Source organism: Lyngbya sp. PCC 8106, from assembly GCF_000169095.1.
Taxonomy (GTDB): Bacteria; Cyanobacteriota; Cyanobacteriia; order Cyanobacteriales; family Microcoleaceae; genus Capilliphycus.
Window position 1 is genome coordinate 13,236 of the sequence record NZ_AAVU01000027.1, and the last position, 24,017, is coordinate 37,252.

Below are 24,017 nucleotides of genomic sequence, written 5' to 3' on the forward strand. Positions count from 1 at the left end.
TTCCAGTCGGCTTTTGTAAGAATTTAGAAGCAATAATTCATACAGACATAGAACTCGCTTGTCGAGAAGCCATTTTTTCAAAATAAGCCTGAGTTTGTTGTAACATTTGCTCGCGACTATCTTTACCCTCTTCAGTCAATGCGGGAACTAAATTACGAGCCTGCAACGTCATGTGAAGTTGAAGGTCAGCCACGTACTCGCTGACATCATGATGCAGTGAACAGGATGGGTATTGTGTCATCTGTGAATTCAATGGGTTCTCCTCGTCGTGAGTCAACTGCAATTCGGTAAACACCTCTAGACACTATCACGCAAAACAGGTTTTCTCGTCAAACGCTTAACGATCTGTAATCCTAAGTATCAAAGTCGTTTATACTCTGTTACATTTCACAAAGCGATCACAGACAAGAACCTGATCTGCAAAAGAAAGGGAACATACGACAGGTTGAACCAATGTTAACAGCCTAGCCAATTGTGGGTATGCTGAGAACAATTTGAGACAACATGTTTGTATCTTTTCCTAAAAATGCAACAGTTAAGTCAGACTGTGGGTTTGGGACTATTCTTACCCCAAGTTACATTTGGCATTGATTGTGTTAATTTTTACAACGAGTTTCACCGGATTGACATTTGAACCATTTACCTGTTCACTGACACAACTTTTATGGCTAATATTATTGGTACTGCTAACCCAGATCTACTCGAAGGAACACTTGATACTGATTTGATACAGGGACTAGAAGGGAACGATACCTTGATTGGCTTTCCAGGTAATGATACCCTGATGGGCAACTCTGATAATGATTCCATTTTCGGAAGTCGAGATGATGACCTTTTACAAGGTGGCGAGGGAGATGACTCTGTATTCGGGGAATTTGGTAATGATACCGTAGAAGGGGATCTCGGAAATGATCTCTTATTCGGTAACGAAGGCGATGACTTCATTAGTGATATTGGTGGAAGTGATATTTTCTATGGTGGTCAAGGTAATGATACAATCCTCAATTTAGAAGGCGATGACCAATTGTTTGGCGATCGCGATAATGATATTATCTATACAGGATTCGGCTTAAATACCCTAACAGGAGGAGGCGGAGCGGACTTATTTGTAATTGGTCGTGAACTCAATGGCGGCTTAACTGATATTATTACCGATTTCCGATCCGGATTTGATTTAATTGCCTTAACCGAAGACTTAGAGTTTGAAGATTTAGAATTCATTCAAACGGGAAATAATACAACGATTATTGAACGTGAAAGTCGGGAAGAACTGGCGATATTAGAAGCAATCCAACGCAATACTCTAATTCGCTCAAACTTTACAAAATCCATCACCACAATCACTTCAGTTGTTGAGTTTAGTGAACAATCGGTTGAAATCAAAGAAGATCAAACTTCTGCTTTTGTAGAAATTGGGATTCAACGGACAGGTTCTCCCCTAAACACCGTCGGCGCACAATTGTTGCTCTCAGAAGCAAGTTCTTCGTCAAATGATTTAGACTTTCCCGCAGCCGGAATAGAGGTGGTTTTTGCACCCTTTGAAACCTTCAAACGAGTCACAATCGCGATTAATAATGATGATCAATTTGAGGGCGACGAATCGATTAGTTTGCGGTTAACTGATCCCATTGGTGGCGCAACTATTGGGGTACAAAGCGAATTCATCGTTAATATCGAAGATGATGACCAACCTCCCGCACCACCAACACCAACCCCAACCCCAACCCCGACACCCGACGATACACCCATTCTACCTGCGACTCCGCCCATTACTTCTTCAACCGTGGGGGTTTCCGTTTCTCCGACAGAAGTTCCAGAAGATCAAGGTCGGGAATTGGTTTATACTTTTAGCCGTTCGAGTGGTTCTCTCAGTACCGGAATTATCGTTGATTTTGCGATCGCCGGAAGTGCAGAGTTAGGAACAGATTACACTATAACCGGAGCCTTAGATTTTGCTGAGGGATCGGGACGTATCGTTTTTCCCCCCAATTCTTCTACCACTCAAATTACTCTGACTCCGGTTGCCAATGATATCTTTGAAGCCGATAAAACCGTTGAATTAACCGTCGCTAACTCGGGAACTTTGTATACAGCAGATTCTGCTCGTCAATCTGCAATAGGTACAATTATTAACGATGATGAGCCGCCCGATCCCCCTGTTTACGACTTTACTCAAGCTAACTTTATCGGCGTTGAAGGCGATCCAGACAATCCTCAACAAGCAGAAATCATCATTCGGCGATCAGCAGATCTGACTTTACAATCACGGGTTGATGTCATTTTAACCGATGGCACCGCCGTCGAAGGAACGGATTATAATACTCCTCCTCTACCCACTCCAGTTGTCTTTTTACCCGAAGAAGCCGAAAAATCTGTTTTAGTTGATCTGATTCCCAATATTGAGGAACAAGACGCGAGAAGTCTGAATCTCAGCTTTGGGAACTTCGAGATTATTACCGAAGAAGGTAATCCGATTATTGGGGGACAAGCGGGTGTTACGAATGGAACCGCTACACTCACGATTAACGACGATGATGGCCCGATTTCCTATGAGTTTACCAACCCCTCATTTATCGCTTCCGAAGGGAATGTCTTAAATACGATTAATGTCGTTGAGATCGTTCGTAGTGGACGCCTGGCTGACCCTTCCAGTGTGACGGTGAACTTACAGGGAATCAATAATGCTTTAGCTGACGTTGACTTTGGTGCAGGGCCAATTACGGTAAATTTTGAAGCCGATCAAAACACTGCAACGGTTCCCATTGCTATTATTGGAAATGTCGTTCCTGAACCGAACAAAACGGTAAGATTGTCTCTGGCTGCTCCTCCCGGACAAAATGTGGGGATGGATAATCCCACGGCTGATTTAATTATCGTTGATGATGACGATATTCCCACCTACGACTTCACGACGAATCAATATACAGCCAGTGAGGAGGAGGGAACGACAGAAGTTGTCACGGTTCTTCGCAGTGGAAATGCGGAAGTTGCTTCATCAGTCGATGTAGTTCTGACGACAGCAGCAATGAATGGGGGTACACCAGGAGAAGATATTACACCCGAACGGATCACCGTAGACTTTGCTCCAGGTGTAACCAGTCAAACGATTTCTTTAGACATCATTGACGATACGGTTGAGGAAGAAGCTGAAGCAGTCAGCTTGAGTTTTGAAAACTTTGCTCCCCAGGGACAAACGGGTAACACGTTCCCGACTGCGAATTTACTGATTTTAGATAATGACTCGCCTCCGGTTTACAATTTTTCTGCGGCGACTTTCAGCGCTCTCGAAGGCGATAGTCCGAATACAACCAATGTTGTTGAGGTTCTTCGTTCTGGGGAAACCAGCAATTCTTCATCAGTCGATGTGGTTCTGACTCAGGGAACTGCTGCTCCGGGTAGTGATTATACAGACGGTCCAGTTACAATTAATTTTGCATCCGGTGAAACCAGTCAAACGGTACCCATTCAGATTTTAGGGGATGATCGGGTTGAAAATGATGAGACGGTTGATTTGAGTTTTGCTAATTTTCTAGTTGTGGGTAATAATGGTCAGGAAGTCGCTGCCGGACGAGCCGGAACTTTGCAACCGGAATCGGTTTTAACCATTGAAAATGATGATACGGCGACGGTTTCTATTACCACGATTCAAGCGGATGCAATTGAAGCCGATCCGAGTCTAGAAATAGAGGCTCAAAATGGTACATTCCGCATTGATCGATCGCCTGAAGCAGCCAATCCCTTAACGGTTAATTTAACGGTTTCTGGGAATAAATTGTTGTTAAATGAGCCAGAATATGAACTCCGAGTTGGTGAGGATATCGTTCCCATTGAAGTAGATGAAGAAACCAATACCGGAACTGTGACTGTAACAATTCCCCGAGACCAACTGAGTGTAAATATAGCCTTAGTTCCGCTGGATGATCCGCAAGCCGAAGCCGATGAATCTCTGACATTAGAAATAGCAGAAATCGACGATTCTGAATATGTAATTGATTCGGAAGATAATCAAGCCACGGTGACGATTTTGGCAAATGATACGCAAGTCACTCGTTTAACCGATAGCGATCAAATTAATGATGAACAGGCTTATTTTGATGCGGTTGAGGGTTCGTTGCGACAAGCGTTAATTAATGCTCAAAACTTTTCGGGTGCAAATACAATTACTTTTGCGGCTCAATCTGCGGGGAATAATACGATTGATTTAGTTGCTGCATTACCCAATATTAACAGTGATCTCACGTTTGATGGCCCTGGAGCTAATGTACTCACCGTTGAACGTAGTGAGTCAGCAACTTCAGATTTCCGCATTTTTACAATTAATGGCGGAAATGTCACTTTTGAAGGGTTAACGATTGCTAACGGCGTTGCACCGGGAACGAATTTTGATGACTCTGGTAACGTTCAAACTGGAAGTCGAGGAGGTGCAATTAATGTTAGCTCTAGTAGTAGCACTGTCAATATTATTAATAGTGTGGTAACAGGTAGCCAAGCCAATAACGGCGGTGGAATTGCAAACTCTGGGCAATTAAACATTACCAATAGCACGATTAGCAATAATACAGGTGTTAATGGTGGCGGTATTGTGGTGATTGATGGTTCAGTCAATGTAACCAACAGCACGATTGCTGGAAATACAGCCGATTTAGGGGGAGGAATTTTTAACTCGATTGCTTCGTTAACCCTGACAAATAGTACCGTTGCACTCAATAATGCCAATAGCCGTGGCGGAGGTATTCGTAATATTGGGGGTGGGGTTAGCTTGAAAAATACTCTAATTGCCAGTAATACAACTGCAAGTGATCCAGATTTATCAACTCCGACTGACTTTGCTGCAAATAGTGGTGGAAATAACTTAATTGGAGATGCAGAAGGGGTTAATGGGTTAACCAATGGAGAAAATGGCGATCTTGTCGGTGTGACATCTGAGGCTTTGTTAATTGGTGAATTAGCGAATAATGGGGGATTGACTCCCACGATCGCATTGTTAGCAGGAAGTCCAGCGATTGATGCGGGAAATGCTAATTTTTCGGGAGTGTTTCCAGATCCCGGAGCGTTTGATCAACGAGGTGACGGATTCCCTCGTATTGCTAATGATGTGATTGATATTGGAGCGTTTGAGTTCCAAGTTTAACCCATTTGTTAGGCGATCAAATCACCTCACCCCCCTAGCCGACCGGGCTGTTTCATTCTCAGTTAAAAATTGCCGAGGTTGATGGGGTGATGGGGAGATGGGGAGAGGTATTTTTTAAACATGAAAAATAGCTTTTTATTAATAAAAATCCTCCCAACCTCCCAACCTCCCAACCTCCCGACCTCCCAACCTCCCAACCTCCCCACTTCCCAACCTCCCTAACTCACTGTCCTGCAAGGAGAGAGAAGAACCCAAACAAAGACTCTGTTGAGCATCAAAGTCCCTCACCTATTTGGAGAGGGATTTCGGGTGAGGTTCTTCTTCCCAGTCCCTCGCCTGTTTGGAGAGGGATTCAGGGTGAGGTTCTAAACCTTACTTGACCGCTCCTCCAGCAGCCGTTTTAGCCGCCGCAGCTTCATCCGGGTGAATATTCAAGCGAGTCAGGTTAATACGCCCTTTGCTGTCAATTTCACGGACTTTAACAATCACTTCATCGCCAATCGCGACTTCATCTTCGACACGGGGAACCCGATAATCAGCCAATTGGGAAATGTGAATCATCCCTTCTTTACCGGGAAGCACTTCCACAAACGCCCCAATGGGAATAATTCGGGTAATTCGGCCCACATAAACATCGCCTTCGTTGAGTTTGCGGGTCATTCCCTGAATAATCTGACAAGCGCGGGCGGCTTTATCACTGTCGGTAGAGGCAATGGTCACAGTACCATCGTCATCAATGTCAATTTTGACCCCTGTTTCCTCAGTAATTCCCTTGATGGTTTTCCCACCAGGCCCAATCACTAAACCAATCAGATCGGGATCAATCTTCATGGTTAACAAGCGAGGCGCAAAGGGAGACAAATCAGAACGGGGTTTTTGAATCGCCTCTAGCATACTTTCTAAGATATGCAAACGGGCAGGTTTGGCTTGATGAATCGCTTTGGCAATCACATCCAAAGATAAGCCTGTGATCTTCATATCCATTTGCAGGGCGGTAATGCCACTATCTGTCCCCGCAACTTTGAAGTCCATATCACCCAAAAAGTCTTCAATTCCTTGAATATCGGTGAGGATACGAACTTCTTCGCCTTCTTTGATTAAACCCATCGCCGCCCCACTCACGGGTTTAGTAATGGGAACACCTGCATCCATCAACGAAAGCGTCGAACCACATACCGAACCCATCGAAGTCGAACCGTTGGAAGATAACACTTCCGAGACAACCCGAATCACGTAGGGAAATTGTTCTTTAACGGGTAACACAGGTAATAAAGCCCGTTCTGCTAAAGCCCCGTGACCAATTTCTCGTCTTCCCGGCGATCGCATCGGTTTGGTTTCACCGACAGAATAGGGCGGGAAGTTGTAGTGGTGCATATAGCGTTTTTCGTCTTGGGGGTGCAAGTCATCCAAGTCTTGTGCATCTCCGGGAGTTCCCAAAGTCGCTATCGACAATACTTGTGTCAACCCTCGGTTAAACAAACCGCTTCCGTGAACCCGTTTCGGTAAAAATCCCACCCGACAAGAAACCGGACGGACTTGATCGAGGTTACGACCATCGACCCGAATACTGTCTTGAACGATTTGTTGTCGCATGAACTCGCGAGTCACATCTTTGAAAATGCGGCTAATTGCCTTGGGATCTTCACTGATGAGAACCTGTAGCGGATCATCTTCTGGTTTTTCTGCGAGGGGTTCTTCGACTTGGGTGTGTTTGATTTCGTCTAGAGCGGCATCCCGTTCACTTTTGGCAAAATGATATTGGGTGAGAACTTGTTTAATCGGTTCGGTCGTGCGTTCACGAATAAACTCAACCAGGGTGGTATCCTCTTGAGGGGATTCTCCGGGTGTAATATCGATATTGAGTTCTTTGGCAATCTCTTGTTGAGCTTTGATCAAGTCACAGACCGCTTCATAGCCAAAATCTATCGCTTCGATAATATCTTGTTCCGGAAGTTGGTTGGCTCCGGCTTCCACCATGACTACACCTTCAGGGGAACCCGCAACGACGAGATCTAAGTCTCCGTTTCTGACTTCTCGGTAAGTAGGATTAATGATAAAATCATCCCCTAACAGTCCGACGCGCACGGCAGCCATTGGCCCGTAAAAGGGGATTTGAGCCATGACCACGGCGACCGATGCACCTGTTACGGCTAAGACATCGGGTGGCACTTGTTCATCCATTGACAGGGTGGTAGCGACGATCTGAATATCATCGCGAATCCAGCCCGGAATCAGTGGACGTAGAGGGCGGTCAATTAAGCGACTGGTGAGTGTTACGCGATCCGGTGGACGACCTTCGCGACGCAGGAAACCGCCAGGGATTCTACCTCCGGCGTAGAGTCGTTCTTCGTAGTCTACTAACAACGGCAAAAAATCAATCCCGGGTCTTCCTTCAGCACGAGTTGCAGTGACTAAAACTGATGTATCTCCCGACTCGATTAATACGGCTCCACCTGCCTGAGGTGCCAGTAATCCAATCTTCAGTCGAATATCCCGTCCATCAAAGGATATTGACCTGTCCATTTCTTTCATGTATGCTATCTTCCTTCTCTTTCCACTATTCTTTTGCGCTCACGAACACCAAAAAGTTTGGTATTCTCGACGACCTTTACTTTCGGTGTCTGGTATCGCTCTATACTCTAATGGCTGTAGGCTTCTCACCGAAGCACAGAGGATAGAGGCGATGCTGAGGAGGTTTAAATTTCCCCACTCTCATTCTAGAAAAAACAGCCAATTAATGCCTGAGATCAGTATAATACCGAGTTATAGGCGTGGCACCCGTTGTCAGTACCAGTCGAAGGTTCGCTCAACTGATTTTTTGGAAATGTTCTTGCCCAAAGGAGCTTGATTTGGCTTAATCTACTCAATTGTATTCTTGCCATCAATTCTCCGAATTGGGTATTGGTCTGAGGTTGAGATTCTAGATCATGCTTGACTTTTCCTTGGCGCGAGTTCTATCGTTTGAGATCAGCTAATTCAGAGATTCTGAGCTAGTTTATTGAATATAGTTGCACATTATACTAGATCAGTGAGCCGTTGGTTAATCTACCCCCACAGTAGAATGCTTAAATACAGTATATACAACGATCTAGGGAGCAGCCCGATTACCCAAATCTTAAGATGAAAATCTGTTGCTCAAGTTTCATCAATAATCAAGTGATTAGTTGACGGATTCAGTGATGATGTAAACCCAGATTAGCGGGTTGATTGAAGTTGGAAGTCTGAGGATTAATTTTAAATGGCAATTTTACACGGAAGTTGGCTCCAGCACCCCAAAAATTATTTGTTTATTTGGGGAGAAACCTGGCGTCGCATTACACCCAATGAATTTAATCCGGCTGATGGTGTTTTGGGTTATCCTTTTGCTTTAAGCCCTGTTGAATTGGAAAAGTGGTGCAGTGAAAAGCAGTTATCTATAGAGAGTAAAGTTGTCGTTACAGAAACTCTCGCCCTTCCCACTAAACTCTCCCCAAAAATAGGACTATATCCCCTTCAATCTACGCCTCAAACTGATTCTGAAACTGATTCTGAGTCGATCTGTCTTTATCCCTGGAAAATTGAAGGTATTTGTCTCAACAGTACAGAAGCCTTTGACTTTTTACAATCCCTTCCTCTGGGAAACCTGACCACAGAAAACTCATTTATTGGCTCAGATTTACAGTTTTGGTCTCATCTTTCCCGTTGGAGTTTAGACTTACTCGCCCGGAGTAAATTTTTACCCAGTCTCACTTTTAACCCCTCAAAAGATCACTTTATCGCTGAATGGAAACCTTTACTCGATAGTGCGACAGATCAAGCCAGATTAATTCGTTTTTCTAAACAAATACCCTCTGCTTGTCGGATCTATCAACTCTGGTCAAAAGAGGCTCAAAATCAATTTGAAAATTTAGCCCTAGATTTACCTCAAAATCCCCAAAACTTAATTGATGATTTTTTAACGGCAATTATTGATAGTCAAGTCAAGAAAGTTGCAGAAGAAAGTGAAAAAAAAGCGATTACAAATCTAACCGCTATTCAACCGATTGTTCAGAGTTGGTTACACGCTTTAGCCAGTGAATCTAATCTAGCAAAATCCAAAAAATCTGAATCAAAAACCCTAGAAAAAATTCTTTCCAATTGGACGGCTCCTCTTCAACAAACTCTCGCTGAACATAATTTGTTTAGAACGGGATTTCGACTCTCTCCTCCGGAAAATAATCAAAAAAATTGGACGCTAGATTATTGTTTACAAGCAATTGATGAACCCGAATTTTTAGTGGATGCTCAAACTATTTGGACTCATCCAGTCGAAGCCTTTGTTCACAATGGACGTATGATTAAACGTCCTCAAGAAACCCTCCTCAAAGGTTTAGGTTTAGCCTCAAAACTATATCCTCTCCTAGAACCCAGTTTACAAGAAGCCCGTCCTCAAACTTGCTTATTAACGCCCCTACAAGCCTATGAATTTATTAAAAGTATTAATTGGCGGTTTACAGATAGCGGTTTAGGAGTGATTTTACCCCCGAGTTTAGTCAGTCAAAATGGATGGGCGAACCGTTTAGGTTTAAGTGTTCAAGCGGCGACATCAAAATCCAAACAAAATGTTAGCTTGGGATTAGATAGTCTGCTGAATTTTAAATGGGAATTGTCAATTGGGGGTCAAACCTTATCAAAAACAGAATTTAACCGTTTAGTCGCTCAAGAAAGTCCGTTAGTTGAAATTAATGGCGAATGGGTGGAATTACGTCCTACTGATATTAAAGCCGCTAAAGCCTTCTTTTCGAGTCGCAAAGATCAACTTTCACTTACCCTTGAAGATGCTTTACGTTTATCGACGGGTGACTCGCAAATGGTGGAAAAGTTACCGATTGTTAACTTTGAAGCGGGTGGAAAATTAGAAGAACTTCTCAATACTTTAACGAATAACCGTTCGCTCGATGAGATCAAAACTCCTAGTAATTTTCAAGGAGAACTACGCCCCTATCAAGCCCGAGGGGTGAGTTGGTTAGCCTTTTTAGAAGAATGGGGTTTAGGGGCTTGTTTAGCTGATGATATGGGGCTAGGAAAAACCATAGAATTAATTGCTTTTCTCTTGTATTTGCAGGAAAAAGAAACCTTAGACGCTCCTGTTTTACTGGTTTGTCCGACATCAGTTTTAGGAAACTGGGAACGAGAAGTTAAACGATTTAGTCCGAGTTTAAAAGTTACTGTTCATCACGGGGATAAACGCCAGAAAGGGAAAAACTTTGCTCAATTTGCCCAGAAATATAATTTAATTATTACCAGTTATCCGTTAACTTTTCGAGATGAGAAAGAACTCAAAACGGTAAATTGGAAAGGATTAGTTTTAGACGAAGCTCAAAATATTAAAAATCCCGAGGCTAAACAATCAAAAACGGTGAGAAATCTACAGGCGAGTTTTAAAATTGCTCTGACTGGAACACCTGTCGAAAACCGTCTGTCTGAATTATGGTCAATTATGGATTTTCTCAACCCAGGTTATTTAGGACAGCGACAATTTTTTCAGCGAAGATTTGCTATTCCGATTGAAAAATACGGCGATACAGACTCCTTAAAAACATTGCGATCTTTGGTTCAACCGTTTATTTTACGGCGCTTAAAAACAGATAGAGAGATTATCCAAGACTTACCCGAAAAACAGGAAAATACGATCTTTTGTTCTCTGTCTACAGAACAAGCAACGCTTTATCAAAAGATTGTTGATCAGTCTTTAGCTGACATAGACTCAGCCGCAGGAATTCAACGTCGAGGGATGATTTTAGCGTTGTTAGTGAAATTAAAACAGGTTTGTAATCATCCCATTTTATTGAATGGAAAAGCGACAAAAACTGGAAAGAAAAAGGTCGAGACTCAGGGTTTAAGCCTGCAAAGTTCAGGGAAGTTACAACGCTTCAAAGAAATGCTGGAAGAATTGTTGTCAGAAGGAGATCGCGCCATTGTATTTACCCAGTTTGCAGAATGGGGAAAAGTTTTACAACCTTATTTAGAACAGCAATTAAACCGAGAGGTATTATTTTTGTATGGCGCAACTCGTAAAAATAAACGAGAAGAAATGATTGATCGTTTTCAACAAGATCCTCAAGGGCCACCGATTTTTATTCTATCTTTAAAAGCGGGAGGTGTGGGTTTAAATTTGACTCGTGCTAATCATGTTTTTCACTTTGATCGTTGGTGGAACCCTGCGGTTGAAAATCAAGCAACAGATCGGGTGTTTAGAATTGGTCAAACGCGCAATGTTCAGGTTCATAAGTTTGTCTGTACCGGAACGTTGGAAGAAAAAATCCATGATTTAATTGAAAGTAAAAAAGTGTTGGCTGAACAAGTTGTGGGTTCAGGAGAAAATTGGTTAACTGAATTGGATACGGATCAACTCAGAAACTTACTCATTATTGACCGAAATGCGGTGATTGATGAAGAAGAATAATTGTTGATTTTAAACACTTTAAAAAAACTCAGGAGTGAATGATTATGACAAACTATGATATCCAAACTGATCGAGAATGGTGGTCACAACAATGGTTAGATTTACTTGATAAATATCGCTTTAAAAAACGCTTAGAACGTGCGCGAAATTACGCCAGACAGGGAAATGTATTAAGCATTGATTTTCAAGACCAAAAAGTTCAAGCTCAAGTTCAAGGAACCCAAAGTGAACCCTATGAGGTATCATTGTGGCTTGATCATTTTAGTGATGAAGAATGGGGTTTTGTGATTGAAACTTTGTCTCAGCAGGCGATTTTTTCTGCTAAACTTCTAGCAGGAGAAATGCCTCAAAATATAGAAGAAGTGTTTTCAGCAAATGGTTTAAGATTGTTTCCGTTTAGTTTAGATGATGTTCATGCTCATTGTACCTGTCCGGACAAAGCTAATCCCTGTAAACATATCGGTGCAGTTTATTATATGTTAGGGGATCGCTTTAGTGAAGATCCGTTTGTTTTATTTAAACTTCGAGGTCAAACTCAAGAAAAAATAATCGCCAATTTACGTCAGTTAAGAAGTCAAACGGACGAAGAAATTGAGACAAACTATCAACTTTTAGCGGAAACTGAAACTGTTAATTCTTATCCTCCCCAAGTTGAACAGTTTTGGGAATATAATGAACAATTAGATCCGTCTTTAGTCGTGATTACACCGCCTACAAGTTCCGATAATGTATTAAATGTTTTAGGTTCAATTCCATTGGAAACTGCTGCAAACCAAACTCCAGGACGTTCAATTTCAGCGAGTGAAACGGTTATGCAGTATTTAGATACAATTTATAAAAATATTAGCCAAAAAGCGGTTATCATAGCTCTGAGTCGTGATGAATGAGGACTCATTATTCCTGAATTGTCATGGCTTGAAGAACTTTAATCAGTTCCTGGGGATGATCAATTAAAGCATCGGGATGATGTCGAGACAAAATTTCCGAGGAGTTAAATCCCCAACTCACCGCAATGGTTTTAACTTTAGCCTTTTTTGCGGCTTCTATATCTCGGGTTTCATCTCCAATATAAAGAGCTTTTTCGGGGAGTAAGTTTTCTTGTTTAAGGATATTTTTGATATATCTAGACTTTCCAAAAAGAGTAGAGGCGGAATCAACTCGATCAAATAAATGCAGAATTTGATACTTTTGGAAAACTTCAATAACGTTTTCTCTAGAATTTGAAGTGAGAATATAAAGAGAATATCCTCGATTTTTTAATTCTTCTAGAATTTCTTTGATTTCAGGAAAAAGATGAATATATTGGATATCTTTTTGTAGTTCTTTACGAATGCGTCGTAATAAAAAGGGTAATTTAAAGATAGAAATCTTAGAACGTCGAATAATCTCCCAAGCACTTAGATTTTTAAGTTCTGCAAGATCTTCTGGGCTAGCAGGTGGATATCCAAACTCAACCGAGAGACGATTTGAAATTTGAGCAATCGCGTCAAGTGTATCTGCTAACGTTCCATCGAAGTCAAAAATGAGAATATTTTTCATAGAATAGAGAAGTGACAAACTATTTTTCAGCGAGCTATACTTTAAGCATAATATGCAATCTCCAAAATCAATTACGCCTCCCATTGGGAAGCGCATTGAACAAATGATCGAATCGGGTCATAATTCCGATAGGGTTGAGCAATATTACACGATTTTATGAGTAATCAATCAATCAGAATATTTTCGGGTGAGTCATCTTCGCGATGTTGCCAGTTAATATGGGGAATACAATCAAAAGCTTGTTTGAGAGATTCTTCCCAAAGCTGACGAACTTTAGCCAGATAGGGATCACCCAACCGCAGACGCAAACGATGTTTGATCGCTAAACTGTCTTTTTCGTACATAATCAGATTGATGGGTGGCCCAACGGAAATATTCGATTTCATGGTTGAATCAATAGATAGTAAAGCACATTTAGCTGCACTTTCTAAATTGGTGTTGTAACTTAAAGTTCGATCTAAAATCGGCTTACCATACTTTGTTTCCCCAATTTGTAGAAACGGAGTATCTGAGGTGGCGTGAATAAAGTTTCCCTGACTATAGATTAAAAATAACTCAGGATTTTGGTTTTGAATTTGACCGCCTAATAATAGACTGCATTGTGCTTCAATACCATCTTTTTTCAGCCAAACTTCATCATATTCTTGAATTTGTCGCAGTTTTCCTCCAATATAACGAGCGACTTCGTACATACAGGTAATATTGTGCAGATTGGTGTCTTCTTGGACTTTGAGATCTTTTTCGAGTTCACTGACAACCCCTTGAGTTACCGATAAATTTCCCGCCGAACACAGTAGGATGACTCGTTCTCCGGGGTGAGAAAAATCAAACAGCTTTTGATAGGTTGAAATATAATCAACCCCTGCATTCGTTCGTGAGTCAGCAGCCATGACGAGGCCATCGTTTGTGATGATACCAAGACAATAGGTCATATCATGTTTCGATTTGAGTGATAGGGACAATCTATTTTTGACACACTCCCACCAGTAAACCCTTCGAGTTCTACTGGGGGATTCTAAATCTCACGACTTAGATTTACTGCTTCTACGGCACTTATCTGTTCGCTTTCGCTCACCCGACAGTACGCCTACACAGTCAATTTCTTGAACCACGATCTGCCCAACCGCAGCAATACCCCGATTACAAATCACTTGTGCTGCTGCAACATCACGATTACATTCGTAGTTGCATGACCGACATTTATGTGTACGCTCGGACAGGTCTTTTTTTCCTGTATGCGCCCCACAGTTCGGACAAATTTGACTCGTATATCTGTAGTCAACCTTATCAAAATAAACCCCCCGCTTCCAGCACACCCAAGCCAATATATTGAAGAACTGACCGAACCCTGCATCTAAAGTAAGATCACCTAACATTCCTTTTGCCCAGGCTCTAAAATCTAAGTCCTCAACAAATATCATTCCCGCTTGGTCGCATAAATGATGAGCTAATTTAAAGTGAAAGTCTTTTCGGGTGTCTGATATCTTTTGATGAAGTCTTGAAGACTTCTGATTGAGTTTATGTCGATTAGCTGAACTGGATGTTTTTAACTTAAGTCTACGTTGTAGCAATTTCAGCTTACTATGTAGTTTATTCAAAAACTTCGGTCGTTCAATTAATTCACCATCAGAGGTTGCTAAGAACTTTTCAAGCCCAATGTCAATTCCTAGCGGATGCCCGGAAGCTGGAGTATCTGGAATGCTTACAGGGCTTTGTAAAGATAGCATTGCAAAATACCCGCTAGCTTTTCTCACAACCCTTACTTGTTTCAGTTTAAATCCTTCTGGAATTGGGCGAGATAATCTCATCTTCACCCACCCGATTTGAGGAAGTTTTATCCAGTTGTTTGAAACTGGATTGCTCTTAAACTGAGGGAACACAAAAGACCGCATTCGATACTTGTTTTTGAAGCGAGGAAAACCATAACCTTGCTCTTTCATGTTGTTAAATGCTCTTTCTAACGTTTTGAGAACTTGTTGCAAAACTTGAGCGTTTATTTTTTTGAGTTCAGGGTTAGTTTTCTTCGCTTTTGTCAAGCTAGCAGCTTGTATGTTGTAGTTGGGATATGGCGCATCTGCTGAAATGATATATTCTTGCTGCAACGAACAAGAATTAACCGCACACTTTCTACTATTTATCCAGTCTTTTCTCTCTCGTAGTGCGTAATTCCACACCTTTCTACAGACCACCAACATTTCTTCAATGGTGGCAATCTGTTCTTGAGAAGGAATCAACTTAAATTCGTAGGTTAGTGTTAACATTCTAAAAATATAACACAGTTCTATCTGGATTTTGTACTCGGCTAGAATTGCATCTGAAGAGGGTTGCTGTTGGTCGCAATTCATCTCGCCGTTAAGTCTTCGACTCTAACGGGAGTCAAGATTGCTCCATTCTTAGATAGCAAGGCAAAAGTCGTGAGGTCAGAAATCACAACTCTGAAGTCTCAAAGCAAGAGGCAACCATTTTTCTGATCACCTGATGTCCCCAACTCCCCATCCATCCCATTGGGGTCGAAGGAATAAACTTTAGAAAAATTTAAGTAATTTTGTCTAACTTGATGCAATTGTGAAGTTGATTTACAGGTAATGTCTACAGGTTAAGTTTGAACCTCGGGCCGACTCCACCTTAGGGGGGATAGTCATAAGTTCTAAGAAATGTTAAAATTCTTAACATCTAAGTATTGAGTAATGTTAACGTCCTCATTCCAAGCCAAAAGTCAGACAGGTTCGGTACACGCTCAGTCAGAAGTTAGTGTTCGCTGAGTCCAACTCGGCAGACTAGCCCAACTGAAAGCGCAAAGGCAAACCTACTTTTTTAGCTAGATTCTTGGAGGGGGTTAACTTTTAAACCACTAGAGCATTGAGGTATCCAGCGGGAGATGAGCCATGAGAATTGCTAAACCCACAGATACAGATTCGGTCCGCACTTACCTGCGAGAAATTGGTCGTGTTCCCCTACTAACCCATGAGCAAGAGATTCTCTACGGTAAACAGGTGCAACAGAGCGCAATTCTGCAAGAAGGGAAAGAGAAACTAGCAAAACGGCTAGGGCGTGAACCCAGTTATGCAGAATGGGCAGAAAATGCAGGCGTATCTTTAAAAGAGTTAAAACAAGCTCTCGAAGATGGCCAAACTGCCAAGCGTAAGATGGTCGAAGCGAATCTGCGATTAGTCGTATCTGTGGCTAAAAAATATATCAAGCGTAATGTCGATCTTTTGGACTTAATCCAAGAAGGCACAATTGGGATGCAGCGGGGAGTCGAAAAATTCGATCCCACAAAAGGTTATCGCTTCTCAACTTATGCTTATTGGTGGATTCGTCAGGCAATCACTCGTGCGATCGCCGAAAAAGGTCGAACCATTCGTTTGCCTATCCACATCACCGAAAAACTGAACAAAATCAAGAAAGCGCAACGTTCCCTAGCTCAAGATCTAGGACGAGCCGCAACCATTGCTGAACTCGCCGACGAATTGGATCTCAATCCCAAGCAAATTCGTGAATATCTCGAACGAGCTAGACTGCCTTTGTCTCTTGATTTGCGGGTGGGAGACAACCAAGATACGGAGTTAGGAGATCTCTTAGAAGATGACGGTGCTTCTCCAGAAGATTATGCCTTGCAGTCTTCTATGCGTTCCGACTTGGAAGTATTAATGGCCGATCTCACCGATCAACAGCGTCAGGTTTTAGCCTTAAGATTTGGTTTAGAGAACGGACAAACCATGACTCTAGCAAAAATCGGCGATCGCCTGAATATTAGTCGTGAGCGAGTTCGACAAATTGAGCGGGAAGCTCTCACCAAACTGCGTAAACGCAAACAGGATATGGGAGACTATCTCGCGAGCTAAAAGAACCTGCAAAACAATCAGCAATCATTTTTTAACTAAATTTTGCAAGAAGTCCCACACCAAAAGCGCAAGCGTTGGTGATCGGTAGTTCACTTCATTCATATATTTAGAGTTCGGAGTCTTCAGTTGACCGTGAGGATAGAAGAATAGAGCGTGATCCAAGTCAAACGGCTTCAGAGGGCGCTTTACTCAACTTCCGGGTTGTCAACTTGAGGCTCCGAATTCAATTAAGTTCGGTTGTACCAACTTGTTCACAAAGTGATCCTGCTAAATTAAAGTATGTGGAGAAAGAGACAACAGCTAACGATTCCCAACTTATTATCTATAAATAGCTTCATCAATTGGAATTCTTGTAGAGCGGAGGTAAACAGGTGAACAATGAAGCCAATCACAACTCAAGATTTTTTGACGAAGGAGAAGGAGGCGAAGGAAATAACTTGCTCTGGCAATACGTGCAAGCAATGAGTCCCGATATCATTTCTCAATTGTCTAAACCCGGTTCCTCTGATGTTTTTCAAGTGATGGAACGAAATATTATCGGCTTGTTAGGCAATTTGCCATCCGAACATTTTGGGATGAGTATCACAACCAATCGCGAACATTTGGGTCGGTTGTTAGCTTCAGCGATGATTAGCGGTTATTTCCTGCGAAACGCTGAACAACGGATGGCGTTTGAACAGTCGGTGCAGGCGACAGACAAACATCGAGACCGTTAATCATTGTGCAGTAATCTCGTCTTTTCAGTAACTCGCTTGAATATTAGTTTATCCTCGGCAGACATTGATCAGTTGCGGCGATCGCTTTTAACTTGGTATAGCCGTGAAGGTCGAACGCTACCAGCAGCCAAATCTCCGCGATCCTGATTCGATTTGGATCGCAGAAATTATGCTGCAACAAACCCAAGTCACAGATTACTCCGCCGTACAACGACGGAGCCTGCTGTGACCGTTGGTCAAAACGGTTATACCCTATTATGAACGCTGGCTGAGTCAATTTCCAACAGTTGCAACTTTAGCGATCGCTGATTTGCAACAGGTTCTCAAAGCATGGCAAGGTTTGGGATATTATGCTCGGGCGAGAAATCTGCATAAAGCGGCTCAAATTGTTGTTGAAGAATATCAGGGCGTTTTCCCCAAACAATTAGAAGCGGTGTTACAGTTACCGGGAATTGGTCGAACAACGGCAGGAGAAATTCTGAGTGCGGCTTTTAATTTACCAAAAAAAGCGGGTCAAAAGCCCCGTCGTTCACGACGGATTATGTTTGTGCTACGATGGCTTATCGTCAGCGACGACGACAAATTATGCTCGTATATGAAATGAAGCTGCAAGGAACATATTGCCAGTACCGAAGCTTGGATGAAGCCATTCGGACAGGTCGATTTGTTCGCAACAGCGTCATCAGGGCATGGTTAGACGGTCAAGTTAAAAGTCGCAACGATGCCTACAAGCACTGCAAACTGTTGTCAGACAACCCAGAGTTTCCTTGGGCATCAAGGTTAAACTCAATGGCACGACAAGCACACGCAGAAAGAGCTTGGGCATCAATTGAAAGGTTTTATCGGAATTGCAAGCAGAAAATACCAGGCTCCAAAGGATTCCCAAAGTTTAAAAAGTATCAAGTCAGAGCGTCTGTTGAATACAAAACATCGGGCGGTCAACTTTCAGAGGACAGACGTTATTTAACGTTTACTGACAAGTTTCAAACGGGTACATTTAAGCTTTGGGGAAGCCGAAACCTACACTTTTATCAACTCGAACAAATCAAACGAGTGAGGGTAATTAGAAGACATGACGGGTATTATGCTCAATTTCTGATAGACCATGAACGAGAGGAGAAAAAAGAACTAACAGGAAAACAAACAGGATTAGATGTAGGTTTAAACTATTTCTACACAGATTGTTCTGGCAATCAAATAGACAATCCTCGGTTTTTGAGAAAGGATGAACGCAAGCTTAAAAAGCTGCAACGTCGATTATCTCGAACTAAAAAAGGAAGTCAAAACCGCAAAAAAGCCAGGAATCGGTTAGGTAGAGCGCATCTCAAGGTTTCACGCAGACGCCAGAATCGGGCTTGCAAACTAGCCCAACACGTCATCGGGTCTAACGACTTGGTAGCGATTGAAAACCTACGGATTCGCAACATGGTTAAAAACCATCATCTAGCCAAATCAATTAGCGATGCAGCTTGGTACAGATTTCGAGAATGGTTAGAGTATATGGCGCGGGTTTATGGGGTTCCAGTTATTGCTGTTGAACCCGCATATACTTCTCAAAACTGTTCAAATTGTGGCGAGAAAGTTGTAAAAACTCTTGCCACACGGACTCACAAATGTCCTCACTGTGGGTATATTGCTGACCGGGATAAAAATGCCGCCAGAAACATACTGAAATCTGCATTAAAACAACTATCAAATACCGTCGGGCAGACGGAAATTAACGCCTCTAGAGAGAATGCCCTCTGCTCTGTTGGGGAAACTCAACCTAGTAAGTCAGCTCGTGGAAAGAGGAAGCCCAGACAGTGATGTTTGGAATCTCCGTTGTTTACGACGGAGAGGATGTCAACCATCTCCATTTTAGACGGTAATGTTAAACGAGTGTTAGCTCGACTCACCGCTTTAAAAATTCCCCCTGCCAAAGCGATCAAAGACCTATGGCAACTCTCAGATCCCTTACTTGATTCGAGCAATCCCCAAGCATTTAACTAAGCCTTAATGGATTTAGGCGCAACGGTTTGTTTACCCAAAACCCCAAACTGTTCCGAATGTCCGTGGAAAACTGACTTCTTGCTCATTTATCTAACCTACAACTCCAAATTCCCATGCGTGAAGCCACTTCTCCCCTCCCCCATAAAATCATCGGTGTTGCTGTTATCTGGAACGAACAAGGAGAGATTTTGATTGACAAACGACCGGAAAAAGGCTTACTGGGAGGATTATGGGAATTTCCCGGTGGAAAACTCGAAGCCTCGGAAACGCTCCAAGATTGTATTCGGCGAGAAATTCGTGAAGAATTAGCCATTGAAGTCGAAGTCGGATCACACTTGATCACCCTCGAACACGCCTACACTCATTTTCGCGTTACCCTCAATGTTTATCATTGTCGTCATCTTAGTGGAGAACCTCAACCCCTAGAATGCGACGAAATTCGCTGGGTAACGTTAGATGAAATTGAACAATTTCCCTTTCCCAAGGCGAATGAAAAAATTATTGCAGCTTTGAAAAAAACTAGAAAATCTTAAAAACAAGAACGGGGCAACAAACAAACTCTTGAACAATTTTTCCTCTAAAAGTGAAAAACGGGTAGCGTAAAATGGAAGCAACTCCCTTGATTGAGAGAGGAGTCTACCCAAATTTGACCATAGTGGGCGCGGATAATGCGTTTACACAACGATAAACCAATTCCATAGCCATCGTGAGACTCATCTCGTTCGAGTCTAAACCGATCTTGAAAAATGCGATCGCGATTTTCTTCGGGAATACCCGGCCCACTGTCACAAATACTGACTTGTATTTTTTGAGTGGTACGATGCAAAATTGACACTTGCAGAGTTCCGCCTCTGGGAGTGTATTTGAGTGCATTATCCAAGAGATTGACAATCACCTGACGAATGCGTTCAGGATCGGCATAGACGAGAGGAATATCGTTGGGAATATCGGTTTTGAGTTGCAGAGATTTTCCTTGCAACTGAACGCTAAACTCACTTAGAACTTCCTGACAGAAATGAGCTAGATCCAGTTGAATCGGTTGAATCAGCAATTTTGAGCTAGGGCCTGTTGCTGTCTGCAAGATGTCTGTGATCATCCGATTGATGGTTCGGATCTGGTTACGGGCTTGTTGAACTAAGCGTTCTTTAAACGCCTGAGTGATCTGAGGAGACTCTTTTTCTTGGCGAGGATTTTGAGTCGATGCCAGTAGAGTTTCCAAAGCTAAGGATGCTGCGGTTAAAGGACTACGCAGATCATGAGCCAGAATTTCAATAATCCGATCTTTGAAACTGAGTTGCTGTAAAAGTTGCTCTTTTTCTTGTTTTAGGCGGAAGACTTCATCACTGAGTTTGATCAGTTCAGCGACATAAGCGACTGATGTGACAGAGTTAGCTGTCTTCGGGCTTTTGGAGGCTTTTGGGAGGGATTTTTGATCCAGACAACAACATTCCTCTAAAGCCCGTTGCCAACGGGGCCACCAATGTTCGAGTTGAGCCACCAGATCGCTACCTGCAAGGATATGGCGAGGTTCAGGAAAGATTTTGACTAGGGCAGGTGTTGCCACCAGTTTAAAATATTCCGCCAGATAAGGCTGTTGGCCGACATCAATAACTTGTAGTTCATAAGCCTCCTCACAATTTAATTTTTCTAGAAATTGGCGAATCTCACCGATCTGTTCCTTAGAACTAGGACGCTGGTCGGCGAACAGTAGAAGCTGTAGACACGCTTCCGGATTGGTCGATTTTTCTGGAAATACCTGCATGAAATCTGTTTGTAGCAGGGAGTATCTACTGTTTAGGCTGTCTCTCTGAGAACAAGAGTTAAGCATTGGCAAAAGATAATTACATAATAGTTTAATTTAAGATCTCCTTAATGATTCCATTTTTTTTTGGAGTCAGGAGCTAAAGTCGGCAAATGTACACTCAAGAGTTAGTTATCTGCTATTTATCACTGATATTCAGTAAGACAGGCTACCAGTTACCAATTACACAGACCTCATGGTTTGTCCTTAGAGTCTAACTTAAAGGCGCAAATTGTGGGATAGTAGGGGATTGAGACACCAAGGGGAATGACTCATGTTGGCAAATTGGCAGAAAAATTTATCACTCCAAGTCGTTGTTAAAGTCGCCACCGCATTTTTTGTGATTTGTCTGTTACTAACGCTACATCGTTATTTCAGCTTCTATGCGTCTTATGATCACGGCATTTTTAACCAGGTCTTCTGGAATAACTCTCATGGACGGTTTTTTCAGAGTTCTTTATCTTCGGCTTTATCAACGAATGTCGTTCATCAGGGTGAATATCCAGATGTGTCTTATCATCGTTTGGGCCAACACTTCACTCCCGCTTTACTGCTGTGGCTACCTTTCTATGCTTTATTTCCCTCGCCTGTAACGTTAATTTTCTTACAAGTCACTCTGGTAACGGCCGCAGGTTTGGTTTTATATATCCTAGCCAGACAACATCTAGAACCCCCTCTCTCGGCTTTAATTACCGTTAGTTTTTACGCTGCTAACGCCGTTATTGGCCCGACGCTGGCAAATTTCCATGATGTTTGTCAAATTCCTCTGTTTGTATTCAGTTTGTTACTTGCGATGGAAAAACGCAAGTGGTGGCTGTTTTGGCTATTGGCTGTTTTTATTCTAGGAGTTCGAGAAGATTCTGGAGTGGTGTTGTTTGGGGTTGGAGTGTACATGACGTTGAGCCAACGTTACCCCAAACAAGGCATTGCAGTTTGTATCTTTAGCTTCAGTTATATGATCTTGCTGACAAATCTGATTATGCCGTTGTTTTCTGAAGATATTTCCCAACGGTTTATGATGGAACGGTTTGGTCAATATGCCGAAGGGGAAGAAGCTTCGACTTTAGAAATTATTTGGGGAATGATTAGCAATCCCTGGCGATTAATGGTTGAACTGTTTACGCCATTTTTTGGGACGCTTAAATATTTATTGGGTCAATGGTTGCCGTTAGCATTTGTTCCGGCGGTTGCTCCTGCATCTTGGATGATTGCTGGATTTCCTTTACTTAAACTTTTTATTGCCAAAGGAGAATCGGTTTTATCAATTACTATTCGCTACGCCATGACGGTTGTTCCCGGATTATTTTACGGGAGTATACTTTGGTGGGCAAATCGTCAACAACAAAATTCAGAACAAAAACTCCCTTCACCCAAATTTAAACGATTTTGGCTCTTTTGTATCGGTTTATCTTTATTCTTTACCTTAACTTCCAACCCCAATCGTACCCTTTACTTTTTAATTCCTGACTCAGTTCAACCTTGGGTTTATATTCCTGTCACCAAACAATGGTCTCATGTAAATCAATTTCGCCCCTTACTCGCTCAAATTCCACCTGATGCGAGTGTGGCGACAACAACTTATATTATTCCTCATCTTTCGAGTCGTCGGGAAGTTTTACGATTTCCTCAATTTGAGTTACGCAATGATGCTGGAAATGTAGTGAAAGTGGAATATATTCTTCTGGATTTATGGCAGATGCAGCAATATCAAGAAGGATTTAAACGAGAGCGAGGTCAACTCAAAGAAATTATTCCGATTCTTGACCAGTTTACTGCTACGAATGAATATGGTATTATTGGGTTTGAAGATGGTGTAATTTTATTCCAAAAAGGTGCAGATTCTAATCCTCAAGCTGTAGAAAATTGGCAGCAATTTCGACAAGAATTAGAACCCGTTGTTGCGATGCACGCGCTGGAATAATTGGGCTAGAGCAACGAAAAATAGCCCAATAACAAACTGTTTAAAACGTTTGAGTAGGGTGCATCAGACCCAAGATTGAGTTGTGGTTTCATTAACTTAAAAATCTGATGCACCCTACAATACAAATTATCAGCGCCTGACAAGTTACCAGACAAGAAAGGAGGTTTTATGAACAAGGAATTTGAAAACGAAATGGAAGATGAATTACGTCCAGAGTACGACTTTGCAAAAATGCAGGGGGGAGTCAGAGGTAAATATATTAAACAGTATCGTAAAGGGACAAACTTAGTGCTTTTATATCCCGATGTTGCTCAAGCTTTCCCCAATGATAAAGCTGTTAATGAAGCCGAAGCGATCGCTAATTAAGACGACTCAACGCCAGCATCCTAACACTTGATTAGAGTAAAAACTCAGATGCAGATTAACTTAATCCCCATATCTAAAAGCACTCCCAACGCCAACGACATCATAACAGAAGCTATCACTCGTTGTAACTCTGATTCGTCTAACATCGTATTTTATTTCTTGAAAATTACTAATATTTTTTTAACACAAAAAAATCAAGGAAGATAGAGGAATCGAACCCCCAAGTGTTAACTTGCTCCCGTTTTCAAGACGGGTTGCTGTCCCTTCAGCAGTATCTTCCGAAAA

General features: G+C 42.2%; 18 protein-coding genes and 1 tRNA gene. 12 read left to right on the forward strand and 7 right to left on the reverse strand.

What is annotated here, in order from left to right; translation table 11 throughout:
* Positions 1–37: 37 nt before the first annotated feature.
* Positions 38–241 (reverse strand): hypothetical protein, encoded by a 204-nt coding sequence (locus L8106_RS17635; protein WP_198012967.1) that lies wholly within the window; start codon positions 239–241, stop codon positions 38–40.
* 423 nt (positions 242–664) lie between these two features.
* On the opposite strand from L8106_RS17635, the gene L8106_RS17640 reads away from it, so the two are divergent.
* Positions 665–5,131, forward strand: a complete 4,467-nt coding sequence (locus tag L8106_RS17640) for a Calx-beta domain-containing protein (RefSeq protein WP_009785758.1) — start codon at positions 665–667, stop codon at positions 5,129–5,131.
* A gap of 372 nt (positions 5,132–5,503) precedes the next feature.
* Here the strand turns inward: L8106_RS17640 and L8106_RS17645 are convergent, their stop codons facing one another.
* Entirely contained in the window at positions 5,504–7,663 is a 2,160-nt protein-coding gene (locus L8106_RS17645; protein ID WP_009785759.1) for a polyribonucleotide nucleotidyltransferase, read from the reverse strand.
* A gap of 706 nt (positions 7,664–8,369) precedes the next feature.
* On the opposite strand from L8106_RS17645, the gene L8106_RS17650 reads away from it, so the two are divergent.
* Together L8106_RS17650 and L8106_RS17655 are read left to right on the forward strand one after the other, a co-directional pair.
* Positions 8,370–11,555, forward strand: a complete 3,186-nt coding sequence (locus L8106_RS17650) for a DEAD/DEAH box helicase (RefSeq protein ID WP_009785760.1) — start codon at positions 8,370–8,372, stop codon at positions 11,553–11,555.
* A 44-nt stretch (positions 11,556–11,599) separates the two neighbouring features.
* Complete coding sequence (locus L8106_RS17655) at positions 11,600–12,442, forward strand: SWIM zinc finger family protein (protein WP_009785761.1); 843 nt, start codon at positions 11,600–11,602, stop codon at positions 12,440–12,442.
* 7 nt (positions 12,443–12,449) lie between these two features.
* Here L8106_RS17655 and L8106_RS17660 read toward each other — a convergent pair whose 3' ends face one another.
* From L8106_RS17660 to L8106_RS17670, 3 genes are all read right to left on the reverse strand, one after another.
* Complete coding sequence (locus tag L8106_RS17660) at positions 12,450–13,094, reverse strand: HAD-IA family hydrolase (RefSeq protein ID WP_009785762.1); 645 nt, start codon at positions 13,092–13,094, stop codon at positions 12,450–12,452.
* Between the two features lie 164 nt (positions 13,095–13,258).
* Positions 13,259–14,026, reverse strand: a complete 768-nt coding sequence (locus L8106_RS17665; protein ID WP_009785763.1) for a proteasome-type protease — start codon at positions 14,024–14,026, stop codon at positions 13,259–13,261.
* 90 nt (positions 14,027–14,116) lie between these two features.
* Entirely contained in the window at positions 14,117–15,355 is a 1,239-nt protein-coding gene (locus tag L8106_RS17670) for an RNA-guided endonuclease TnpB family protein (protein ID WP_039896616.1), read from the reverse strand.
* Between the two features lie 624 nt (positions 15,356–15,979).
* Here L8106_RS17670 and L8106_RS17675 point away from each other — a divergent pair.
* The 7 genes from L8106_RS17675 (at position 15,980) to mutT (ending at position 20,177) form a co-directional block, all read left to right on the forward strand.
* A complete protein-coding gene (locus tag L8106_RS17675) occupies positions 15,980–16,939 on the forward strand; it encodes an RNA polymerase sigma factor, RpoD/SigA family (RefSeq protein WP_009785765.1) in 960 nt (319 codons plus the stop codon).
* A 371-nt stretch (positions 16,940–17,310) separates the two neighbouring features.
* Positions 17,311–17,655, forward strand: a complete 345-nt coding sequence (locus L8106_RS17680; RefSeq protein ID WP_009785766.1) for a DUF760 domain-containing protein — start codon at positions 17,311–17,313, stop codon at positions 17,653–17,655.
* Positions 17,656–17,758: 103 nt separating this feature from the next.
* Entirely contained in the window at positions 17,759–17,884 is a 126-nt protein-coding gene (locus L8106_RS34545) for a hypothetical protein (RefSeq protein WP_369748508.1), read from the forward strand.
* A gap of 3 nt (positions 17,885–17,887) precedes the next feature.
* Positions 17,888–18,259, forward strand: a complete 372-nt coding sequence (locus tag L8106_RS34550; RefSeq protein WP_009785767.1) for a mutator mutT protein — start codon at positions 17,888–17,890, stop codon at positions 18,257–18,259.
* Entirely contained in the window at positions 18,241–19,461 is a 1,221-nt protein-coding gene (locus L8106_RS17690) for an RNA-guided endonuclease TnpB family protein (protein ID WP_039896617.1), read from the forward strand. Before L8106_RS34550 ends, L8106_RS17690 begins: the two co-directional genes overlap by 19 nt.
* Before the next feature lie 33 nt (positions 19,462–19,494).
* Positions 19,495–19,644 (forward strand): hypothetical protein, encoded by a 150-nt coding sequence (locus tag L8106_RS33085; protein ID WP_009785769.1) that lies wholly within the window; start codon positions 19,495–19,497, stop codon positions 19,642–19,644.
* A gap of 113 nt (positions 19,645–19,757) precedes the next feature.
* Positions 19,758–20,177: an 8-oxo-dGTP diphosphatase MutT gene (gene mutT, locus L8106_RS33090; RefSeq protein ID WP_009785771.1), complete on the forward strand. Its 420-nt coding sequence runs from the start codon at positions 19,758–19,760 to the stop codon at positions 20,175–20,177.
* 44 nt (positions 20,178–20,221) lie between these two features.
* Here mutT and L8106_RS17700 read toward each other — a convergent pair whose 3' ends face one another.
* A complete protein-coding gene (locus L8106_RS17700) occupies positions 20,222–21,406 on the reverse strand; it encodes a histidine kinase (protein ID WP_009785772.1) in 1,185 nt (394 codons plus the stop codon).
* 313 nt (positions 21,407–21,719) lie between these two features.
* On the opposite strand from L8106_RS17700, the gene L8106_RS17705 reads away from it, so the two are divergent.
* Together L8106_RS17705 and L8106_RS17710 are read left to right on the forward strand one after the other, a co-directional pair.
* Positions 21,720–23,366 carry a DUF2079 domain-containing protein gene (locus L8106_RS17705; protein WP_009785773.1) on the forward strand — a complete coding sequence of 549 codons (1,647 nt, stop codon included), beginning with the start codon at positions 21,720–21,722 and terminating at the stop codon, positions 23,364–23,366.
* A gap of 168 nt (positions 23,367–23,534) precedes the next feature.
* Complete coding sequence (locus tag L8106_RS17710; RefSeq protein WP_009785774.1) at positions 23,535–23,732, forward strand: hypothetical protein; 198 nt, start codon at positions 23,535–23,537, stop codon at positions 23,730–23,732.
* Positions 23,733–23,929: 197 nt separating this feature from the next.
* On the opposite strand, the gene L8106_RS32350 is transcribed toward L8106_RS17710, so the two are convergent.
* Positions 23,930–24,012: transfer RNA gene (locus tag L8106_RS32350), tRNA-Ser, on the reverse strand.
* Positions 24,013–24,017 lie beyond the last annotated feature (5 nt).

Coding starts and splice junctions, on each gene's coding strand:
- mutT (WP_009785771.1), top strand. CDS start 19,758: ATGCGTGAAGCCACTTCTCCCCTCCCCCATAAAATCATCGGTGTTGCT.
- L8106_RS17705 (WP_009785773.1), top strand. CDS start 21,720: ATGTTGGCAAATTGGCAGAAAAATTTATCACTCCAAGTCGTTGTTAAA.
- L8106_RS33085 (WP_009785769.1), top strand. CDS start 19,495: ATGTCAACCATCTCCATTTTAGACGGTAATGTTAAACGAGTGTTAGCT.
- L8106_RS17710 (WP_009785774.1), top strand. CDS start 23,535: ATGAACAAGGAATTTGAAAACGAAATGGAAGATGAATTACGTCCAGAG.
- L8106_RS17670 (WP_039896616.1), bottom strand. CDS start 15,355: ATGTTAACACTAACCTACGAATTTAAGTTGATTCCTTCTCAAGAACAG.
- L8106_RS17700 (WP_009785772.1), bottom strand. CDS start 21,406: ATGCAGGTATTTCCAGAAAAATCGACCAATCCGGAAGCGTGTCTACAG.
- L8106_RS17655 (WP_009785761.1), top strand. CDS start 11,600: ATGACAAACTATGATATCCAAACTGATCGAGAATGGTGGTCACAACAA.
- L8106_RS17640 (WP_009785758.1), top strand. CDS start 665: ATGGCTAATATTATTGGTACTGCTAACCCAGATCTACTCGAAGGAACA.
- L8106_RS17645 (WP_009785759.1), bottom strand. CDS start 7,663: ATGAAAGAAATGGACAGGTCAATATCCTTTGATGGACGGGATATTCGA.
- L8106_RS17690 (WP_039896617.1), top strand. CDS start 18,241: ATGCTCGTATATGAAATGAAGCTGCAAGGAACATATTGCCAGTACCGA.
- L8106_RS17650 (WP_009785760.1), top strand. CDS start 8,370: ATGGCAATTTTACACGGAAGTTGGCTCCAGCACCCCAAAAATTATTTG.
- L8106_RS17660 (WP_009785762.1), bottom strand. CDS start 13,094: ATGAAAAATATTCTCATTTTTGACTTCGATGGAACGTTAGCAGATACA.
- L8106_RS17635 (WP_198012967.1), bottom strand. CDS start 241: ATGACACAATACCCATCCTGTTCACTGCATCATGATGTCAGCGAGTAC.
- L8106_RS17665 (WP_009785763.1), bottom strand. CDS start 14,026: ATGACCTATTGTCTTGGTATCATCACAAACGATGGCCTCGTCATGGCT.
- L8106_RS17675 (WP_009785765.1), top strand. CDS start 15,980: ATGAGAATTGCTAAACCCACAGATACAGATTCGGTCCGCACTTACCTG.